Below are 17,409 nucleotides of genomic sequence, written 5' to 3'. Positions count from 1 at the left end.
CTGAGCGTGACCCTCTTCGAATCGGCCGTCTTCGGCGCCCTCCCGCTGTCCAACCGCGTCGTCATGGCGCCGCTCACCCGCACCCGTGCGGACGACGACGGTGTGCCCACCGAGACGATGGTGGAGTACTACCGCCAGCGCGCGGGCCAGGGTCTCATCATCTCCGAGGGCACGTGGCCGGCTGCCGAGGGCAAGTCGTACTCCGGGCAGCCCGGCATCGTCACTCCCGCGCAGATCGACGGATGGCGGCGGATCGCCGACGCCGTGCACGAGGCCGGCGGCACGATCGTCATGCAGCTGATGCACGGCGGCCGCGTCTCGCACCCCGAGATCTCCGGTGAGCCGCGTGTCGTGGGCCCGAGCGCGCTCGCCGCCCCCGGCCAGACGCACACCCCGGTCGGCAAGGTCGACATGCCGGTCGCTCACGCTCTCACGCTCGACGAGATCCCGATGGTCGTCGAGCAGTTCGTCCAGGCCGCACGCAACGCGATCGCCGCGGGCTTCGACGGCGTCGAGGTGCACGGCGCGAACGGCTACCTCGTGCAGGAGTTCCTCTCGCCGGTGTCGAACATCCGTGACGATCAGTACGGCGGATCGCCCGAGAACCGCGCGCGGTTCGCGATCGAGGTCACGTCGGCGGTGGCTGAGGCGGTCGGGGCCGACCGCACCGGCATCCGTCTGTCGCCGCAGCACAACATCCAGGGCGTCCTCGAGGAGGACGACGCCGACGCACTCGCCACCTACCTCGCCGTCGCCGAGGGCCTCGCACCGCTCGGCCTCGCATTCATCGACGTGCTCAGTGCCGTGCCGACCAGCGAGCTCGTGCAGCGCATCCGCCGCACGGCCGGCGCCCCGCTGATCGTCAACTCCGGATTCGCCGCGCAGACCACCCGCGACGAGGCCGAGATGCTCGTCTCGGAGGGATGGGCCGACGCCGTGGCAGCGGGTCGTCCGGTGATCGCGAACCCCGACCTCGTCGAGCGCTGGCGTCAGGACGCCGAGCTCAACGAGCCGCGCCCTGCGCTGTTCTACGGACGCACGGCCGAGGGATACACGGACTACCCGTCGCTCGAGACCGTGCGCGCCGACGCCTGACGCGCGCGGCTGCGCGAAGTACCCCTGTCGGCGCGGAATATCGGGGCGTACTGTGACCGCATGGTCACCGACGATCCCACTGTCACCAACCCCGATCACTACCGCACGCTCTGGGAGAACGATCTCGTGCGCGTGCTCGAGTACACGGATGAGCCGGGCGACCGCACGACTCCTCACGATCATCCGAACAGCGTGATGGTGACCCTCAGCGATTTCTCGCGCCGTCTGTCAGCGGGGGAGCGCACCTTCGACACGTCGTTGACCGCGGGTCAGGCCGTCTGGCTGCCGGCCCAACGCCACTGGGGAGAGAACACGGGGGCGACGTCGACGCACACCATCCTCGTCGAGTTGAAGGGCGACGCCGCGGGGGAGCCCGGCGGCGGCGCGCTCGGACCCCAGGTCTGAGGCGCGCGCGTCGTTCGGCTCAGCGCCGGACGACCCGCGCCCGGTTCTTCGCGACGCTGCTGAGGGTGGCGCGCACGGGCGTTCCCAGATACAGGCCGAGCGATGCGCCCGAAGCCAGTGCGATTCCGATCACCGCGGCATCGACCAGAGAGCCGCCGATGCCGACGACCCCGGATGTCGACCCTGCCGCGTGGATCATCTCGAGCAGGCCCTGGAACACCGCGACACCGGGCACGAGCGGCACGATCGCGGCCGTGGTGACCGCGACCGACGGGACGTGCAGCTTCACCGCGATCAGCATCCCGATGAAGCTCGCGAGCAGGGCGCCGATCGCGCTCGCCGCAGCCGGATGCAGGTTCAGACCGACCATCGTCGAATAGCCGGCGATGGTGACGGCGCTGAGCAGCGCGCTGACGAGGATGATCCGAAGACCCGCGCCGTTGAACACGGCGACGGCGATCGCGATGATGATCGCCCCCGCGAACTGGTTCAGGAGCGGACCGAACGGGGCCGGGTCATCGGGCAGACCCATCGTGAAGCCGAGCACGCTGCCGAGTTCGAGGCCGACGAGGATGCCGATCACGACTCCGAGCGTCTGCATCGTCAGATCGAGGATGCGTCCGCCTGCGGTGAGCGCGAATCCGTCGATCGCATCCTGCGCGGCCCCCACCACGGTGAGTCCGGCGAGCATGAGCACGATTCCCGACGCGACGATGATCGATGGTCGGATGCCGACGAAGGGCTCGATGCCGGCGGCCCCGAGGGCCGAGACGGCGACCGCGACGACCGTGGTGACGAACCCTCCGGCGATCTGACTGAAGAACAGCGGAACGCGCACGCGCGCGAGGCCGGCCTGGGTCAACGCCGCGCAGAGCGCCGCGATGAACGTGAGCCCGACGATGAGCGGCGAGGCCCCGAGCATGATGCTCACTCCGACGGCGAGCAGCGCTCGTGCCACGATGACCACCGGCTGCTGGTAGCCGAAGGGCACGCGCCGCAGGGCACGGAACGTCGAGCGGGCCGATTCGAGATCCAGTCCGTCGTCGATGTCGGCGACCAGGGCCTGCACTCTCTGCAGCTTGGCGTGGTCGGGTGCGGCGACGCGCACGACCCGCACGAGCGTCTCGGGCCAGACCTCGCCGCTCAGGTGGAACGAGACCGTGATCGAGTTGTAGGTGACATCGACCTGCACGTCCCGCATGCCGTACGCGGCGCAGATGCGGGTGATGGCCAGCGTGACCTCGTGCGCCGAGGCGCCGACCCCGAACATCGATTCGCCGATGCGGGTCGCGAGGTCGAGCACACGCGGCACGGTGCGTTCGTCGATGATCGGCATCGCCTCGGTGTGGGCGACGGATGAGGGGTCGGTGTGCAGGATCCTGCGCACGGAGGCGAGCAGTCGCCGCTGGGGATTCGGGGACACGATCCCATTCTTCCTCCTCCCGACCGGTGCATCCGACGCCGCGAGGACTGGGGAGGAGAAGATCCGTCAGGCCTGCGCCGGAACCTCGACGCGCTCGACCGGCGGCGCCGTGCCTTCGGCCGGCTCGCTCACCAGGCGCAGACCGCCGGGGGCGTTCGCCGTGAATGCCAGCGCTTCGATCCACGCGCGGTTGATCTGCGGTTGACGGCTCCCGCTGTACTTGAAGACGAGGGAGCTGCCGGCGTGCACCCAGACAGTCGTCCGACCGCCGCCGACAGCCATGTCCTCGCGCCAGGAGAACGAGAAGGGCTCGCCTCTCCTGAGCTTCGCCGTCATCACGAGCTGCAGGTGCGTGAGCGCCCTGTCCTCGATGTCCGATTTGACGGTGCCCTCGTAGATGAATTTGCCCATGATGATCTCCCCAGTACGCCACAGTGCCCGCGAGACGAGGCGTATCGAATGATCACCGATGGTGGATCCAGTTTCCCATATTCCGATGTGCACCGCGCCTGTCAAACGTTCAGGAACCGCCTGTCAACCCTCTGTCCCTTCGCGCGCCGTCGATGGAGGGTGGCCGTTCGACACGTAACGAGGAGGATGACGATGAAGGCACTCACCTGGCAGGGAACGCGCAACGTGGCGGTCGAGGAGGTACCGGATCCGACCATCGAGCACGCGACCGATGCGATCGTCCGGATCACCTCCTCGGCGATCTGCGGTTCGGACCTGCACCTCTACGAACTGCTCGGACCGTTCCTCGACAAGGGCGACATCCTCGGCCACGAGCCGATGGGGGTCGTGGTGGAGGTGGGCAGCGGTGTGCGCGACCTCGCGGTCGGCGATCGCATCGTCATCCCCTTCAACATCTCGTGCGGGCACTGCTTCTTCTGCCTGCGCGGCCTGCAGTCGCAGTGCGAGACGACGCAGGTGAAGGAGTACGGCAGCGGCGCCGCGCTGTTCGGCTACACCAAGCTCTACGGCCAGGTGCCGGGCGGGCAGGCCGAATACCTGCGCGTCCCGCTCGCCGACTACAACCACATCAGGATCGCGTCCGATCTCCCCGATGAGCGGTACCTGTACCTCAGCGACATCCTGCCGACGGCCTGGCAGGGTGTGGAGTACGCGAATGTGCCGGAGGGCGGGACGCTCGCGGTGATGGGGCTCGGCCCCGTCGGGCAGTTCGCAGCCCGCATCGGAGCGCACCGCGGATACCGGGTGCTGGCCGTGGACCCTGTCGCGGAACGCCGGGAGATGGCGGCACGCCACGGAGTCGAGGTCTTCGACCTCACGGATGACGTCGTGGCCGAGCTGCGCGACCTCACCGACGGACGCGGCGCGGACTCCGTGGTCGACGCCGTGGGCATGGAGGCGCACGGCAACGCCGGCGTCGCCCTCGTGCAGAAGGCCGTCGGACTGCTGCCGGATCCGGCCGCCCGCGCCGTGTTCGACAAGGCCGGGATCGACCGACTCGCCGCCGTGTACGCATCGATCGACGTCGTGCGCCGGGGCGGCACGGTGTCGCTCAGCGGCGTCTACGCGGGCGATGCCGACATCCTGCCGATGAAGACCCTGTTCGACAAGCAGATCGGCATCCGTATGGGCCAGTGCAACGTGAAGCGCTGGGCCGACGATCTGATGCCGCTCGTCGAAGACCTCTCCGACCCCCTCGGCGTGATGGATCTGATGACCCACGATGCCCCGCTCGAGGATGCGCCGGAGCTCTATCGCACCTTCCAGCGCAAGGAGGACGGCTGCATCAAGGTCGTGCTGCGACCGTCTGCCGCGTGAGGGTCAGGCGGCGGCCCCGACACCCGGGGCCGCCGCCTGCGTCTGCTCGACGCGACCGCGGATGAAGAACAGGCAGATCACGCCGACGACGATCACCACGATGTTGCCGAGGTTCGCGATCGAGCCGAACGCGCTCTCCGCCGGGTAGGTCGTGTGCAGGAAGATGCTCGGGTCGGTGCTGGCGTGCAGCAGGATCGGCGCGACGATGGTCCCGGTCACGCGCATCGCGAGATACATGCAGATGCCGAACGCGAAGGTGTAGGCCAGCTGGATGAGGGTCGCGAACAGGGACTGGCCGGTGAGCAGATTGCCGGCGTGGAGCAGGGCGAACAGGGCCGAGGAGATCACCGCGACGACGAGCTCGCGCTGACCCGCCTTGCGCAGCAGGTTCACCACGAGGCCGCGCGTCAGCACCTCCTCGGCGAAGCCGATGAACAGTCCGGCGAGGAGCCAGGTCGCGACGACCTCGAATCCGGCCGCTCCGTAGTCGATGGCGAACAGGTGGAGCACGTTGAAGAGGAGCACGACGGCGACCGCGATCCACATCCATCCGCGTCCGCGGATCGGCTGCGGACGGAAGATCTCACCCAGCCAGCCGACGGATGCCGCGAAGCCGATGAGCAGCAGGCAGCCGACGAGAACCGGGATCGCGTAGAACACGAGGATCCCCGCCGCGCTCTGCGGATCCTCGATCTGAGCCGCGAACGGGGTCAACAGCAGCGACAGCCCGTTGTAGAGCACGAAGTAGACGACCACGAGGATGACGGCCCGCCACCATCCGCCCTGTTCCCAGAAGCGTCGCCAGGCGGACTGCGTCACATCAGTCATCGTGCATCCCTCCGCATCCGCGGAGGTCGCGGCTCACAACCCAATATATGGGCAGGAGCGGGTCAGGACGCGCGCCCCTCCGCGAGGTAGGCGAGGCGGTGCAGGGTCTCGGAATTGCGCCAGCGCAGCAGGGGAGCGGTCAGCAGACCGGGCAGCAGCGTGGCGGGGCCGTTCACGGGTTCCTCGTCGATGCGCACCATCGTGCCGCCGTCATACGACCGCACCCGCAGAGTGACGCGGGCCTCGCCGATCGGCCAACCCTTCGCGCGCATGACCATGCGGTTCGGAGGCGACCATTCCTCCACCACGGTCGTGTCGTCGAGCAGAGCGGGCCAGACGCCGACCGAGTGATGCAGCTCAGCGCCCGGCTGCGGCCACGACTCATCGACGTCGCGCATGCGCGAGGCGCCCACCACCCACGCCGGGTACAGCCAACCGTTGCCCAGCACCCGGAAGACATCGTCGGGCTGACAGTCCATCGTGCGCACGTTCTTCGCCATGTCGGGAACTCCTCTCGCGTCGTGACGATGATCGCGTGGCTTCCGATTCGCAGACAGGGGGTTGACGACCGCGCGTGGGGGAGTGCGGGTCGCGCGGCACGAGTGAGGCACTAGCACAGAGGCCCCGCTCGCGCCTCCCCCTGGTTCGGCGACCACGTCTCTGCGAACGTCGCAGCATGGCACTCATCGACATCCCCGCGCGTGCGGCGCGAAAGCTCGGCGCACTGGCACAGGACGACGCTCCCACCCTGCTGACCCGCGGCTACGGGTTCGGGGCACGGATCTGGCGACGGGTGCCGCCGGGTGCGAGATCGGCGCCGATGCGGCTGCTCGGCAGTGACGCGGTCTTCGTCAGGGGAGTGGAGGGGGTCGAGCTCTTCTACGACGAGACCCGCATCGCGCGCTCCGGAGCCATGCCCGCGATCGTGCAGGAGAGCCTGTTCGGGCACGGCTCCGTGCACAGCCTCGACGGCACAGCCCACCGGCACCGCAAAGCCGCCTTCGTCGGCGCCCTCTATGAGGACGAGCAGGTCGCACGACTCACGCCCTGGCTCGAGCGCGAATGGCAGAGCGAGCGCCGGGCGTGGCTCGACGGCGGCACCCGCAGCGCCTACGACGCGGCCGTCGGCGCGCTGGGCCGGGCGATCATGGGCTGGGCGGGTGTGCCGGGCACGCCGGCGGCCCAGACCCGATGGGCGGCGCGGCTCGCCCAGATCGTCGACGGCTTCGGCTCGCCGTACTCGCCGGTGTACATCGCCGCCCTGGCGAACCGGTGGTGGTCGGACCGTCATTCCGCTCGGCTCATCGAGGCGGTGCGGCACGGCTCGCTGCGCGCCGAATCGGGCACGGCGCTCGAGGTGTGGGCGCATCACCGCGACGAGGACGGCGAGCTGCTCCCGGCGCGCGTCGCCGGTGTCGAGCTGCAGAACAGCATCCGTCCGATGATCGCAGTCGCCCGGTTCGTGGCCTTCGCCGCGAAGGAGCTGCACGAGCGTCCCGACTGGCGCGAGCGCATCGCCGCCGAGGCCGTCGAGCGCGGGTCGCTCGTCGGCGGACCGCTGTCGATCATGTTCGCGCAGGAGATCCGTCGCACCTCTCCCTTCGTGCCGATGCTTCCCGGCTGGGCCACCGCGGACATCGAGATCGACGGTCAGACGGTGGATGCCGGAGGACGCGTCGTCCTCGACCTGCAGGGCACCAACACGGACGACCGCTTCTGGGCGCGTCCCCAGCGCTTCGACCCCGAGCGCTTCCGTGACATCGAGGACTACGAAGCGCTCGCCGCATTCGTTCCTCATGGTGGCGCCGACGTCCCGACGGGGCACCGCTGCCCGGGCGAGAAGCTCGCGATCGCAGGGCTGGCCGCGGCGATCACGGTGCTCAGCGACCCCGACCTGCGGATCCTCGACGAAGGGCTCGACGTCGACCGGCGTCGGCTGCCCACCAAGCCGCGGTCCGGCGGTGCGGTGCGCTCGGCGGCATCCGTATCGGCGTCGTCATCGGCATCCGCGTCCCGTGGGTGCCCCTTCCACTGAGTGGGTGAACGCGTTCTGTCAAGGGGCGCGCATCGGCTGCTCCGTCCCGGCATGCTGACCGGACTGCGCACACCGACGAAGGGAGCACCATGTCAGACATCGAATCCACCCCCGACGACGGGCGATCCGAGGCGGACGAGACGCCGATGATCCCCGACGAGCTCGCGCCGCGTCAGCAGTCCGAGGACCCGGTCCCGAACGATCCGGACGCCGCGGGCTCGGAGGACGGCGACGACGAGGACGACCTCTGACGCCTGCCGAGAGCGGCCGGTCGCCCCGAGCGACCGGCTACGGCGCCCGCCGCACGGACTCCCCCTAACTGGTGCGGTGGGCGTCCTGCCGTCCGGGGTCTCGCTCCGAGCGAGGTCAGTCACGGCCCGACGTGTCGACGCCCTGGGGGAGCTCCTCCACCGGGACGACGACCACATCCTGCACCTTCCAGTCGAGGTCGGTGATGCGCGTCGCGAGGTCGGTGACGTCGCCCATCGACACCTTTCCGCGATGCGGCACGACGAACGCCTCGATGTGGAAGACCTGCCCCTGATCCCGCATCCGCACTCCCGCCTCCGTGACCCAGGGGCGGGAGCGCATGGTCGAGATCACGTCACCGGCGAGCGGATGCGGGTGCTTGCTGTCGTACGTCCTGGCGCGCTGGTCCATGAGATCGATCACGGCGGTCTTGGTGTTGCGCCAGCCGTCCCACACGATCCCGAGCGAGATCACGAGAGCCGCAGCGCCGTCGAGCCACCACACGCCGGCACCCACACCGAGGACGCCGACGATCGAGGCGACCGTGGTCTGCCAGTCGGCCTTGGCCATGTCGGCGTCGGCGAAGAGCAGCTTGTTGTGCAGCACGGGCGCGAGCTTCGCCTTCGCCGGTCCGTAGAAGAACACCGGGCCGACGATGACCACGGCCATCACGGCGACCATCAGCCAGCCGAGCCAGATCGTCTGCCCGAACAGCTGCACCGTGCCGATGGTCGGGTGCTCGCGGGCGATGAGCCCGGTCACCGCTTCGACCGCCAGATTGAGTCCGACCGCCAGCAGGGCGACGCCCGCCACGAGGTGTCCGATTCCCATCACGCGGTGCAGGCCGTAGGGATGCTTGACCGAGGGGCGCTTGCGGATGAAGATCAGCGCGACGAGGAAGGCGATCTGCGGGATCAGCGACAGCATGTCCTCGATCCACGCGGTGCGCATCGCCTGCGAGTTGCCGACGACCAGGGCGATCACCGCGATCGTCACCGACGTGTAGGCGATGGTGAACCATTCCCACCCGATCGCTCGGCGGAGCGCTGCGCGCTGCTCGTCCGGCAGCTCGGTGCGGCCGATCCGCTGCACGGTCATCGCGACCCCACCGCCTCGTCGAGGTGACGTTCGAGAGCGCTGAGGAACGCGTTCTCGCCGAGCGGCACCAGCATCACGATCTCGCGACCGTCGGCTCCGTCGATCTCGGGATAGCCGCGGGTGACCCCGGCCTTGTCGATCCAGGGGGTGTCAGAGGTGAAGCCGCCCGCAACGAGGTCGAGGTCGCCGCGCTCGAGCATCCCGACCAGCGTCTCCTCCGACCCGTAGGTCCAGTCGATGTCGGCGTCGATGCTGTCGGCGAAGCCTGTCACGAGGTCGGCGATGCTTCCTGTGGGGGTGTCCCGATCAGTGTCGACCAGCCCGGGATCGGCCGAGACGCCGACCCTCAGGTCAGCGCCGGTCGCCGACGCGAGAGTGCCGTCCGGGTCGGCCGGGATGGTCAGGCCGCAGCCCGAGAGTGCGGCGGCGAGCAACAGCGCCACTGCGGCCGAGACCGCGCGGCGGGGAGTCCACGTCGATGCGTTCACGACGCCATGGTGCCCCCGCAGGGCGGCGGTGAGAACCGGGTTGACGCCCGATGTGGCGCGGAGTATGCCGCTGGCGTGAGCCGGGGTCGGTGTCCTCATGCCGCTCGACGACGGTGATCCACCGGTACGGTAGGGCACATGTCACAGGCCCTCCGCACGTTCGGGCGCATCCTCGCCCGACACTGGCCTGCGCTCATGGCCTGGTATCTCGGGGGCGAGGCGCTGCATCGCGTACTGATCGAGCTCGCCGGCTTCGTCGGCGGTCACACCACGCTCGGGGGCCTGCTGCTGCTGCCGCTGGCGGTCGCCGCCCGACTCGTCGCGTACGTCGCGATGTATCTCACTGTGCGCCCCTCCTTGCCGCACAGCCGGAGGGAGGATGCCGGCGGCCTCCGCGAGTTCGCCTCCGCGACTCTCGCCGCGATCCTGCCGTTCTTCGCCTTCTACACCGCGTGGGGTCTGCTCGATGCCGACCAGATCGAGTTCTTCCAGATCGCGAGCGCGATCGCGCTGGCCGATTCCGGGTACGACCTCGTCCAGATGGGCGACCGCGGTGGTGTCATCGCGGTCGGCGTGCTGCCGGTGACGGTGCTCGTGATCGCGTTGATCGCACGACTGCTCTTCACGCGCTTCGCCGACCGGCTGCCGCGGTGGACGATCATCCTGGCCACCTATGCCGAGGTGCTGTGGACCTTCATGCTCTTCACACTCGTCGCACGGTGGTGGGTCAGCGTCCTGGACTGGTTCGGTGAACGAGAGGCGGCCGGGTGGCTGCAGAGCCTCGGCGACTGGTTCTCGGTGAACATCGAACCCATCGCCGCCGTATGGGAAGGGGCGACGTGGCTGGCGGGCATCCTCGTCGCCGCACTCCTCGTCCCCGCGGCGTGGCTCACGGTCGCCGGTGTGATCTTCGGCACGACCTTCGACTCGACTCCGCCGTTCGCACGCGTCGGCGGGGGAGCGGCGCGAGGGGCGGCCCTGAGCATCGCGCGCACGCTGGTGATGCGACTCGAAGGCCTCTGGGCTGCCGTCGCGGTGATCTGGCGTGGCGGGCCGTTGCTCTTCGGCGTCTACGCACTGGCCTACGCCGCGTGGGGCTTCGCCGAGCAGGCGGGCACCCGGGGAGTCCTGCTGCTGATCGGGGGCCACGAATCGTCGTTCTGGGCGGGGTTCTTCCCACTCGTCACCGTCGCCATCGGTGCCATCGCCGAACCGCTCAGGGTGGCGATCGTCGCCACGGCCTATGACGCCGTCATCGGCCGGCCCCGGTCTGGCCTCGACACCCGCCCGTCAGGGCTCGATACGGAAGCGGGCGAGGTCGTCGTCACTGCCCTCGACGTCGAGCAGGAACGGGCCATCGGCGTCGTCGGGAAGCAGGAAGGTCAGCAGGATGCGGTACGACGCCGGCTCGGCGATGCATGAGCTCTCGCCCTCGTCGTAGGGCACATCGAGGTCTGCGCGAGAGCTGAGCCAGGTGCGATCGGCGTCGATCTCTGTGAGCGTCGTCTGTCCGCAGAGCGATGCCGCGGATCCGCCGCTCGACGACAGTCGGACGCTGAGCGTGCGGCTCCCCGTAGGCGCCTCGAACTCCGCCCATTCCGTGGGCCCGAGCGTGAGGGTCTGTCCGGCGATGTCGACCGTCGTGTCGGCGTCGATCACCCGATCCGTCGGCCGGATGCTCGGCGCGATGTCGAGCCATGCCGTGGCGCCCACCATCGCGACGGCCGCGATCGCCAACGCGATCAGCCCGGTCCGCTGCGTCCGCCACCAGCTCATGGGATCCGCAGTTCGGGGTCATCGAGCTCGAGACTCGGCGTGCGAGGAAGGTCGTCCAGTTCGAACGGGATGGCGATCACGTCGTCGAGCTCGGCGGTGAAGTACGAGGAGATGAGACGCAGGTCCGCCTGCCCCGATGTCAGATCCGGTGGCAGCTCGAACGCCAGCGTCCCGACCGTGTCGATGCCGAGTCGCAGCGGGGTCGACGTCAGCGTCGCGTCGGGTCGCTCGCTGGCCTGGAACACGCGATCGTCGATCGTCAGCGTCGCGAGCTGGATGGCGGCATCCACCTCCGTGCGGGGCGCCGAGGCGATCACCGTCACGACGAGCCAGTTCCCCTCCGCGCTCCAGTCGCCACCGGACACCGCCACCTGGTCCGCGAACGTCGCGTCCGTCGCTGCCGCGATCAGAGTGCGGGATTCGACGGGGTCGCCGAAGGCGCCACGCACGACGGTCGGACCGATGACGTCGTCATCGGTCGGGGTGACGGCGGTCAGCGCGCCGGCCGCGACCACCAGCGCAGCGCCGACCAGCCAGGGGGTCGCGCGTCTCATCGTGTCTCCTGGGCGGTGACCGAGATGCGTGCGCTGAGGGCGGCAGGGCGCCACGTGACCGCTCGTGAGGAGAGGATCACCGCTCCACGCTGGATCTGCACCTCGTGCACGTCGAGCGCGACAGAACCGTCGAGGAACGCGTCCTCGGGTATGGTCCAGGCGAAGGTCACCTGGCTGGGGACGCCCGGCTGCAGGATGACCTGGCCGGATGACCCGTCCGCTCGCCAGACCGCCACCGAGTCACTCGCGGGGACGCCTGCGAGGTCGAGAAGCGGACGGCCGGTGTTGACGAACCCGGTGCTTATGCGGTCGACGGTGGTGCCGACTCCGATCGGAGCATCCGAGAGATTCTCCATGCGCGTGCTCATCACGAGCAGCTTCTCGCCGGGCTCCGCCTCGAGATACTCCGACTCGACCTCGGTGGCGAACTCGGCGTCGAGCACGGTGATCGCGTACTGCGAGGTGCGCACTTCCTCATCCGCGCCGAGCAGCGTCGGCGAAGCCTCTGCACGGGCGAACCCGCCCATCGCCGCGACGACGATGGCCACGGCGGCGACCGCGACTGCGGCGAACCAGATCCATCGGGGCAGCTCGGCGATCCCGCGCGTCCACCGGGAGGCAGCGTGCCGCACGACCTGCGCGGGCGCCGGGCGCGAGGCCGCAGGCGTGGCGCCACCGTGATCCCCCGTCATGCTCACGGGGCCAGCATATCGATGTGCATTGCTGAGGCGACGGTCAGCGATCGCAGGTCTCGAACACGTACCCGTCGTCTGACGGCGTGACGAGGTCGCGGTCTCGCAGCACCATCGACGAGGGGGCGTCGTCGTCGGCGCACATCTCGTCGAACGACCGCGGCAGCTCGTCGGAGTACTCGATGTCGATCACGGCGTCTCCGTAGACGTCGGTGAACGCCCCGCACTCGTCGAAGACGCTGCACTCCTCGACGACGGCGAAGTCGAATCCTGCGTGCTCGCGCAGCACCGGTGCGTCTTCGGCGGCGTTCTTCTGCCCGGCCGCGAGTCCGGAGTCGTGGGCGACGTCGACCAGCAGCGCCGCGAGGGCGAGGTTGTCGTCGAGAGTGAGCGCGTCGTCCGAGCGGGTGTACGAGTCGAGGTTGTCGAACTCGACCGCGTCGAATCCCGACTCGGCGCACCCCTCGATCCACGGTCCGGCGATCTCGGCGATGCGCTCGCGGCGCTCGTCCGTCGACGTGTCGAGCAGAGCCTCATCGGGCCAATCGGGGTCGAACACCGGCTCGCCGTCGCTCTGCAGCACGAGGTCGTCGGGCCAGGTGTCGAGCTCGCCCGGCTGGGTCTGGAATCCGTTCACATAGCAGACCGAGTACAGCCCGTCGGCGGGCACATCCGAGCGGTCCCGGCCGACGATGCCGACTCCGTCGGCGGGGTCGTAGCCGCCGCCGAGCTGATAGTCGGGGGTCGCTCCCGCGGGGGGAAGGGCGAACTGCGCCGGAGGGTCGGAGATGGTCGTGACGCACCCTGTGAGCGTGAGGACCAGCACGGCGATGGCGGCGACCTCGACCGTCGCGCGCCTCAGCTGCCGGCCCCGTACAGTGCGGCGATCTCTTTCGAACCCATCCCTTGAGAATACGTCTCATGCTGGGGCCAGCCGGCGGGGGAGTCCTCCCACTCCTCCTGTCGGCCGAAGGGCAGCAGATCGACGAGACCCTGCAGCTGGCTCATGCGCTCGGTGCCACGGCCGTTCGTGTGCCACGTGCGATAGACCGTGTCGCCGTCGCGGAGCAGCACGTTCACGCCGAAGCCCTCGTTCGGCCCGGCGTCCATGTCGGCACCGAAGGTGCTGTCGGCGCTCGAATACCAGGTCATGCGGTTGCCCACCCTGTCGCGGTAGGCCAGTGCCTCATCGATCGGTCCGTTCGTCACGATCACGAAGCGGGCGTCGTAGTAGCGCTCGAGGAAGTCGAGGCGGGTGAACTGCGACGTGAAGCCGGTGCAGCCGGGGCATTGCCACTCATTGCCGTCGGTCCACATGTGGTTGTAGACGATGAGCTGGCGGTGCTCGCCGAAGATCTCGGGCAGCCGCACCGGCCCGTCTTCGCCGACGAGCGTGTAGTCGGGCAGCTCGACCATCGGCAGTCGTCGTCGTTGTGCCGCGATCGCATCGAGTTCTCGCGTCGCCGCCTTCTCACGCACGCGCAGTGCATCGAGCTCGCGACGCCACGTGTCAACGTCGACGACGGGCGGAAGGGGCGTCTGGGGCGTGCTCACGGTGGACCTCCGGGTGCTCGGTAGGACGATGCCCCCAGTGTGCGCCCGACCACCGACATCGTCAACCGATCGGCGAGGGTGCCCCGTCGACGGCCGGAGCCTCGGCCTCCTCGGCCGGATTGCGGCGGATGCCGATCCACGACACCACACCGCCGAGCACGAGCAGCGCGGCGGTGACCCAGGCCGCGTTGTGGAAGCCCGCGAGATCGAGCGTGCCGCCGATGATGGTCGACAGCATCGCGACGACGAGCAGCCCGGCGACGCGGGAGACCGCGTTGTTGACCGCGGAGGCGATGCCCGAGCGGGATTCGTCGATGGCGCCGAGGATCGCCGAGGTGAGCGGAGCCACGGTGAGCGAGAGCCCGAGGCCGAGCACGATCATCGCCGGCAATACCTGCCACCAGTAGTCGAAGTCCTCGCGGACGAGCAGCAGCATCAGCGCGCCGACCGCCATGATGAGCGGACCGACGGTCATGAAGATGCGGGGCCCGAAACGACCGGCCCAGGATCCGGCGCGCGAGCTGACGAGGATCATCAGGATCGTCATCGGCAGGCTCGCGAGGCCGGCCGCCGTGGCACTGAGACCTGCGCCCTGCTGCAGGTAGACGCCGACGACGAAGCCGTTGAGCGACAGTGCGGCGTAGACGAAGAGGGTGGCGAGGTTGCCCCAGGCGAAGTCGCGCACCCGGAACAGCGACAGCGGCATCAGCGGCGAGGCCGAGCGCTGCTGGCGTACGAGGAACCAGGCGAACAGCGCCGCTCCGGCGACGCCGGGCATCCAGATCGCAGGGGACTGCCACCCGAGGTTCGGCTGCTCGATCAGCGCGAAGACCACAGCGCCCAGACCGATCGCGCACAGCGCACCGCTGAGCCAGTCGACCCGCACACCGCTGGGGTGCTCCTTCAGCTTCAGGCGCGAGAGCAGCACGAGCGTGACGGCGATCGGCACCACGTTGATGAGGAAGACGAATCTCCACGAGAGGAAGTCGACGAAGAGCCCGCCCAGCAGGGGGCCGACCAGCTGTGCCGCCGTCGTGAACGCGGTCCAGACGCCGATCGCCCGCGACTGCACGTCGGCGCGCATGGTCGCCGTGATCAGCGCGAGCGAGCTGGGCACGAGCAGCGCACCCGCTGCGCCCTGCGCCGCGCGCGCGATGATCAGGATGAGGGGATCGGGTGCGGCGGCCACCGCGACGGATGCCACGCCGAAGGCGATCAGGCCGATGCGCATGACGAGCACCCGGCCGTAGGCGTCCGACAGCGACCCCGCGAGCAGGATCAGCGCGCTGAGGGTGATGAGGTACGCGTCGACCACCCACTGCTGAGTGGTGATGCCGCCGCCGAGCTCTCGGCTGATCGCGGGCAGGGCGACGGTCACCACGGTGCCGTCGAGGAAGGTCACGAAGGACGCGAGGACGGCGACGGATATCACGAGCCGCTGCAGCGGCGCGAAGCGAGAGGATGCCACACGGCGACACTACTGCCGCCAGGAGACCTCCGGGGCGGTCAGCGGGTCGCGGTGCTCGTCCGATACAGCTCGCGGAGTCCGGCGGCGCCGTCATCCGCGTAGGCGCGGTGCTGGCGCTGGGCGCCGGTGCCCTCGGAACGGAGGCGGGCGAGGCCGTCGACCACGAAATCGTCGTCGCCGAGCTGGGCGAGCGCCGGGCGCAGCCGTTCGAGCAGCCGGTCGGCGATCGTCCAGGCCGGTTCGATCGATCCGTTCACCGGGTCGACGAGGCGAGCATCCGTGCCGTATCTGGCCGCGGTCCACAGCGAGGCGTCGATCGCGTCGAGGCTCAGACCGTGACAGTCGTCGAGGGCGTCGCTCACCAGCAGCGCGCGAGTCAGGGCCACGGCGAGCAGCGTGTCGTCGACCGTCAGCTGCGCATCGAAGACGCGCACCTCGACGGTGGGGAACCTCTCGGACAGGCGGACGGTCCATGACAGCGAGCTGGCTTCGGCGATGGCGCCCATCGAGACCAGCTGATCGACGTGCGAGCGGTAGTCGCTCAGATCGTGGAAGAGAGGAGGACTCCACGAGGCAGGAAGTCGGCGGATCAGGATGCTGCGCCAACTCGCGTAGCCCGAATCCCGCCCGTGCGCGAACGGCGCATTGCCGGTGATGGCGAGCAGCGGAGGCAACCAGGCCCGCACGCGGTTGACCACGCGGACGCGCTCCTCCTCGTCCGGCACCTCGACGTGGATGTGCAGGCCGTTGACCTCGTGCTCACGCGTGATCTCGACGAGCTGGGCGGACACCGCGTCGTAATGGGGCGACGACGAGACCACGAGGCGGTTGGGCGAGATGAAGGGGGTACCGGAGGCGGCCACGATCGATCCCTGCTTCGCAGCGACCTCGCCGAGAATCCCTCTCGTGCGACGCAGCTGCCCCTCGGCATCCGCTCGCGTGAGGCACGGCTCGGTCGCCGACTCGAGCTGGCAGGTCAGATACTCAGGGGTGAGACCGGAGCCCGCCGCGTCGAGGATGCGCTCGCGCGTCTCAGGACTCATGGCCGACGGCACGAGTGTCTGCTCGTCGAGGAGGACGAACTCCTCCTCGACACCGAACCGGGCCACAGACGCGGACCTAATGATCGCGCAGCGCCGAGATGAGCTCGGCCTTGCGCTTGCCGCTGTAACCGGTGAGGCCGATCTCCTTGGCGCGTTTGCGCAGTTCGTCGACGGTCCAGTCCTCGTAGTCGCCGTGCTCGCCGCCTCGGCGCCCGACCGTGCTGCGGCCGTCTCTGGCTGCGGCGTTCGAGATCCTGGCGGCCTTCTCCTTCGAGGTGCCGTCATCGCGGAGCTCTTCGTACAGCTCCGGATCCTTCAGTGAGTTGTTCCTGCGTCCTGGCATGTCGTCTGCTCCTCTCGCACGGCGGGAAGCCCCGCGTCAAGGCCCTCCGGTGACAGGCCCCGGGGGTCTAGGTTGAGTGACCGATGGGCGCACTCCCCCGCGCCCCCAAGAAGGGAAAGACCGATGAACATCCTGCTGATCATCATCATCGTGGTCGCCATCATCCTGGCGATCACCGGCGGGCTCGTGCAGTCCCTGCAGTTCCTCCTGTGGGTCGGCCTGGTGCTGCTGGCCATCGCGGTCATCGCCTGGTTGATCCGAGCGATCTCCGGCAGCCGCACCCGCTGATCCACGCAGTGAGGCCCGCTTCGGCGGGCCTCACTCCGTTTTCAGGGATCAGTCCCGGGAAGCGTCCCGCAGGCCGTCGCCGACGTTGTGTGCGGCGTCCTTGACGTTCTCTCCGGCCTGCTTGACCGAAGCCTTCGTCTGGTCGGCGCGACCCTCGGCTTCGAGGCTCTCGTTGTCGGTCGCCTTTCCGACGCCCTCCTTGATCTTTCCGCCGGCCTTCTCGGCTGCGTTCTTGATGTCGTCTGCTCCACTCATGGCGCGATTCCTTTCATCAGTCGATCA

At 69.2% G+C, this 17,409-nt stretch carries 21 protein-coding genes; 7 read left to right on the top strand and 14 right to left on the bottom strand.

Annotation, left to right across the window (positions count from 1 at the left end; all coding sequences use genetic code 11):
* Positions 1 to 6 precede the first annotated feature (6 nt).
* Entirely contained in the window at positions 7 to 1,095 is a 1,089-nt protein-coding gene (locus tag SOM10_RS13600) for an alkene reductase (protein ID WP_082297876.1), read from the top strand.
* Between the two features lie 60 nt (positions 1,096 to 1,155).
* Positions 1,156 to 1,500, top strand: coding sequence for a cupin domain-containing protein (locus tag SOM10_RS13595; protein WP_053097626.1), 345 nt, complete (start codon positions 1,156 to 1,158; stop codon positions 1,498 to 1,500).
* 19 nt (positions 1,501 to 1,519) lie between these two features.
* Here the strand turns inward: SOM10_RS13595 and SOM10_RS13590 are convergent, their stop codons facing one another.
* Positions 1,520 to 2,923 (bottom strand): threonine/serine exporter family protein, encoded by a 1,404-nt coding sequence (locus SOM10_RS13590; RefSeq protein ID WP_320490507.1) that lies wholly within the window; start codon positions 2,921 to 2,923, stop codon positions 1,520 to 1,522.
* 66 nt (positions 2,924 to 2,989) lie between these two features.
* Positions 2,990 to 3,334: a hypothetical protein gene (locus tag SOM10_RS13585; RefSeq protein WP_053097624.1), complete on the bottom strand. Its 345-nt coding sequence runs from the start codon at positions 3,332 to 3,334 to the stop codon at positions 2,990 to 2,992.
* 192 nt (positions 3,335 to 3,526) lie between these two features.
* Here SOM10_RS13585 and SOM10_RS13580 point away from each other — a divergent pair, with 192 nt between their 5' ends.
* Positions 3,527 to 4,711, top strand: coding sequence for an alcohol dehydrogenase catalytic domain-containing protein (locus SOM10_RS13580; protein WP_320490505.1), 1,185 nt, complete (start codon positions 3,527 to 3,529; stop codon positions 4,709 to 4,711).
* Between the two features lie 3 nt (positions 4,712 to 4,714).
* Here SOM10_RS13580 and SOM10_RS13575 read toward each other — a convergent pair whose 3' ends face one another.
* Positions 4,715 to 5,539, bottom strand: coding sequence for a CPBP family intramembrane glutamic endopeptidase (locus SOM10_RS13575; RefSeq protein ID WP_056279562.1), 825 nt, complete (start codon positions 5,537 to 5,539; stop codon positions 4,715 to 4,717).
* Between the two features lie 62 nt (positions 5,540 to 5,601).
* Positions 5,602 to 6,039 (bottom strand): SRPBCC family protein, encoded by a 438-nt coding sequence (locus tag SOM10_RS13570; RefSeq protein ID WP_053097622.1) that lies wholly within the window; start codon positions 6,037 to 6,039, stop codon positions 5,602 to 5,604.
* Between the two features lie 176 nt (positions 6,040 to 6,215).
* Between SOM10_RS13570 and SOM10_RS13565 the strand changes: the two genes are divergently transcribed.
* Together SOM10_RS13565 and SOM10_RS13560 are read left to right on the top strand one after the other, a co-directional pair.
* Complete coding sequence (locus SOM10_RS13565) at positions 6,216 to 7,574, top strand: cytochrome P450 (protein WP_320490502.1); 1,359 nt, start codon at positions 6,216 to 6,218, stop codon at positions 7,572 to 7,574.
* Between the two features lie 89 nt (positions 7,575 to 7,663).
* On the top strand, positions 7,664 to 7,825 hold the full coding sequence (locus SOM10_RS13560) for a hypothetical protein (protein ID WP_171821937.1): 162 nt from the start codon (positions 7,664 to 7,666) through the stop codon (positions 7,823 to 7,825).
* A 115-nt stretch (positions 7,826 to 7,940) separates the two neighbouring features.
* On the opposite strand, the gene SOM10_RS13555 is transcribed toward SOM10_RS13560, so the two are convergent.
* On the bottom strand, positions 7,941 to 8,921 hold the full coding sequence (locus tag SOM10_RS13555; RefSeq protein WP_072591753.1) for a cation transporter: 981 nt from the start codon (positions 8,919 to 8,921) through the stop codon (positions 7,941 to 7,943).
* Positions 8,918 to 9,508, bottom strand: a complete 591-nt coding sequence (locus SOM10_RS13550; protein WP_320490499.1) for a hypothetical protein — start codon at positions 9,506 to 9,508, stop codon at positions 8,918 to 8,920. Before SOM10_RS13550 ends, SOM10_RS13555 begins: the two co-directional genes overlap by 4 nt.
* Before the next feature lie 39 nt (positions 9,509 to 9,547).
* Between SOM10_RS13550 and SOM10_RS13545 the strand changes: the two genes are divergently transcribed.
* Positions 9,548 to 10,831, top strand: a complete 1,284-nt coding sequence (locus SOM10_RS13545) for a hypothetical protein (protein WP_320490497.1) — start codon at positions 9,548 to 9,550, stop codon at positions 10,829 to 10,831.
* A gap of 350 nt (positions 10,832 to 11,181) precedes the next feature.
* Here SOM10_RS13545 and SOM10_RS13540 read toward each other — a convergent pair whose 3' ends face one another.
* The 7 genes from SOM10_RS13540 to SOM10_RS13510 all read right to left on the bottom strand — a co-directional run bounded on the left by SOM10_RS13540 (position 11,182) and on the right by SOM10_RS13510 (position 16,839).
* On the bottom strand, positions 11,182 to 11,739 hold the full coding sequence (locus SOM10_RS13540) for a hypothetical protein (RefSeq protein WP_320490495.1): 558 nt from the start codon (positions 11,737 to 11,739) through the stop codon (positions 11,182 to 11,184).
* Entirely contained in the window at positions 11,736 to 12,437 is a 702-nt protein-coding gene (locus SOM10_RS13535) for a hypothetical protein (RefSeq protein WP_053097617.1), read from the bottom strand. The genes SOM10_RS13540 and SOM10_RS13535 overlap by 4 nt, the downstream gene beginning before the upstream one ends.
* 37 nt (positions 12,438 to 12,474) lie before the next feature.
* Complete coding sequence (locus SOM10_RS13530) at positions 12,475 to 13,257, bottom strand: endo alpha-1,4 polygalactosaminidase (RefSeq protein WP_414683587.1); 783 nt, start codon at positions 13,255 to 13,257, stop codon at positions 12,475 to 12,477.
* A gap of 32 nt (positions 13,258 to 13,289) precedes the next feature.
* Positions 13,290 to 13,985, bottom strand: coding sequence for a DUF899 family protein (locus SOM10_RS13525; protein WP_072591748.1), 696 nt, complete (start codon positions 13,983 to 13,985; stop codon positions 13,290 to 13,292).
* 61 nt (positions 13,986 to 14,046) lie between these two features.
* Positions 14,047 to 15,453 carry an MFS transporter gene (locus tag SOM10_RS13520; RefSeq protein ID WP_072591747.1) on the bottom strand — a complete coding sequence of 469 codons (1,407 nt, stop codon included), beginning with the start codon at positions 15,451 to 15,453 and terminating at the stop codon, positions 14,047 to 14,049.
* Positions 15,454 to 15,491: 38 nt separating this feature from the next.
* Positions 15,492 to 16,562, bottom strand: a complete 1,071-nt coding sequence (locus SOM10_RS13515) for a carboxylate-amine ligase (protein WP_320490493.1) — start codon at positions 16,560 to 16,562, stop codon at positions 15,492 to 15,494.
* 10 nt (positions 16,563 to 16,572) lie between these two features.
* Positions 16,573 to 16,839, bottom strand: coding sequence for a DUF7218 family protein (locus SOM10_RS13510; RefSeq protein ID WP_320490491.1), 267 nt, complete (start codon positions 16,837 to 16,839; stop codon positions 16,573 to 16,575).
* A gap of 123 nt (positions 16,840 to 16,962) precedes the next feature.
* On the opposite strand from SOM10_RS13510, the gene SOM10_RS13505 reads away from it, so the two are divergent.
* A complete protein-coding gene (locus SOM10_RS13505; RefSeq protein WP_167347464.1) occupies positions 16,963 to 17,127 on the top strand; it encodes a hypothetical protein in 165 nt (54 codons plus the stop codon).
* 48 nt (positions 17,128 to 17,175) lie between these two features.
* On the opposite strand, the gene SOM10_RS13500 is transcribed toward SOM10_RS13505, so the two are convergent.
* Positions 17,176 to 17,382 (bottom strand): CsbD family protein, encoded by a 207-nt coding sequence (locus tag SOM10_RS13500; RefSeq protein ID WP_053097611.1) that lies wholly within the window; start codon positions 17,380 to 17,382, stop codon positions 17,176 to 17,178.
* Positions 17,383 to 17,409 lie beyond the last annotated feature (27 nt).

The sequence above is a fragment of the Microbacterium sp. CFBP9023 genome (assembly GCF_034045055.1).
Lineage (GTDB): Bacteria > Actinomycetota > Actinomycetes > Actinomycetales > Microbacteriaceae > Microbacterium.
The sequence above is the reverse complement of the archived record's forward strand: the minus strand, read 5'-3'. Positions and strand labels throughout refer to the sequence as shown.

Bases quoted from the DNA above. Each gene is read 5' to 3' on its own strand.
- SOM10_RS13595 (WP_053097626.1), top strand. From the start codon at position 1,156: ATGGTCACCGACGATCCCACTGTCACCAACCCCGATCACTACCGCACG.
- SOM10_RS13585 (WP_053097624.1), bottom strand. From the start codon at position 3,334: ATGGGCAAATTCATCTACGAGGGCACCGTCAAATCGGACATCGAGGAC.
- SOM10_RS13580 (WP_320490505.1), top strand. From the start codon at position 3,527: ATGAAGGCACTCACCTGGCAGGGAACGCGCAACGTGGCGGTCGAGGAG.
- SOM10_RS13575 (WP_056279562.1), bottom strand. From the start codon at position 5,539: ATGACTGATGTGACGCAGTCCGCCTGGCGACGCTTCTGGGAACAGGGC.
- SOM10_RS13570 (WP_053097622.1), bottom strand. From the start codon at position 6,039: ATGGCGAAGAACGTGCGCACGATGGACTGTCAGCCCGACGATGTCTTC.
- SOM10_RS13565 (WP_320490502.1), top strand. From the start codon at position 6,216: ATGGCACTCATCGACATCCCCGCGCGTGCGGCGCGAAAGCTCGGCGCA.
- SOM10_RS13560 (WP_171821937.1), top strand. From the start codon at position 7,664: ATGTCAGACATCGAATCCACCCCCGACGACGGGCGATCCGAGGCGGAC.
- SOM10_RS13555 (WP_072591753.1), bottom strand. From the start codon at position 8,921: ATGACCGTGCAGCGGATCGGCCGCACCGAGCTGCCGGACGAGCAGCGC.
- SOM10_RS13550 (WP_320490499.1), bottom strand. From the start codon at position 9,508: ATGAGGACACCGACCCCGGCTCACGCCAGCGGCATACTCCGCGCCACA.
- SOM10_RS13545 (WP_320490497.1), top strand. From the start codon at position 9,548: ATGTCACAGGCCCTCCGCACGTTCGGGCGCATCCTCGCCCGACACTGG.
- SOM10_RS13540 (WP_320490495.1), bottom strand. From the start codon at position 11,739: ATGAGACGCGCGACCCCCTGGCTGGTCGGCGCTGCGCTGGTGGTCGCG.
- SOM10_RS13510 (WP_320490491.1), bottom strand. From the start codon at position 16,839: ATGCCAGGACGCAGGAACAACTCACTGAAGGATCCGGAGCTGTACGAA.
- SOM10_RS13505 (WP_167347464.1), top strand. From the start codon at position 16,963: ATGAACATCCTGCTGATCATCATCATCGTGGTCGCCATCATCCTGGCG.
- SOM10_RS13500 (WP_053097611.1), bottom strand. From the start codon at position 17,382: ATGAGTGGAGCAGACGACATCAAGAACGCAGCCGAGAAGGCCGGCGGA.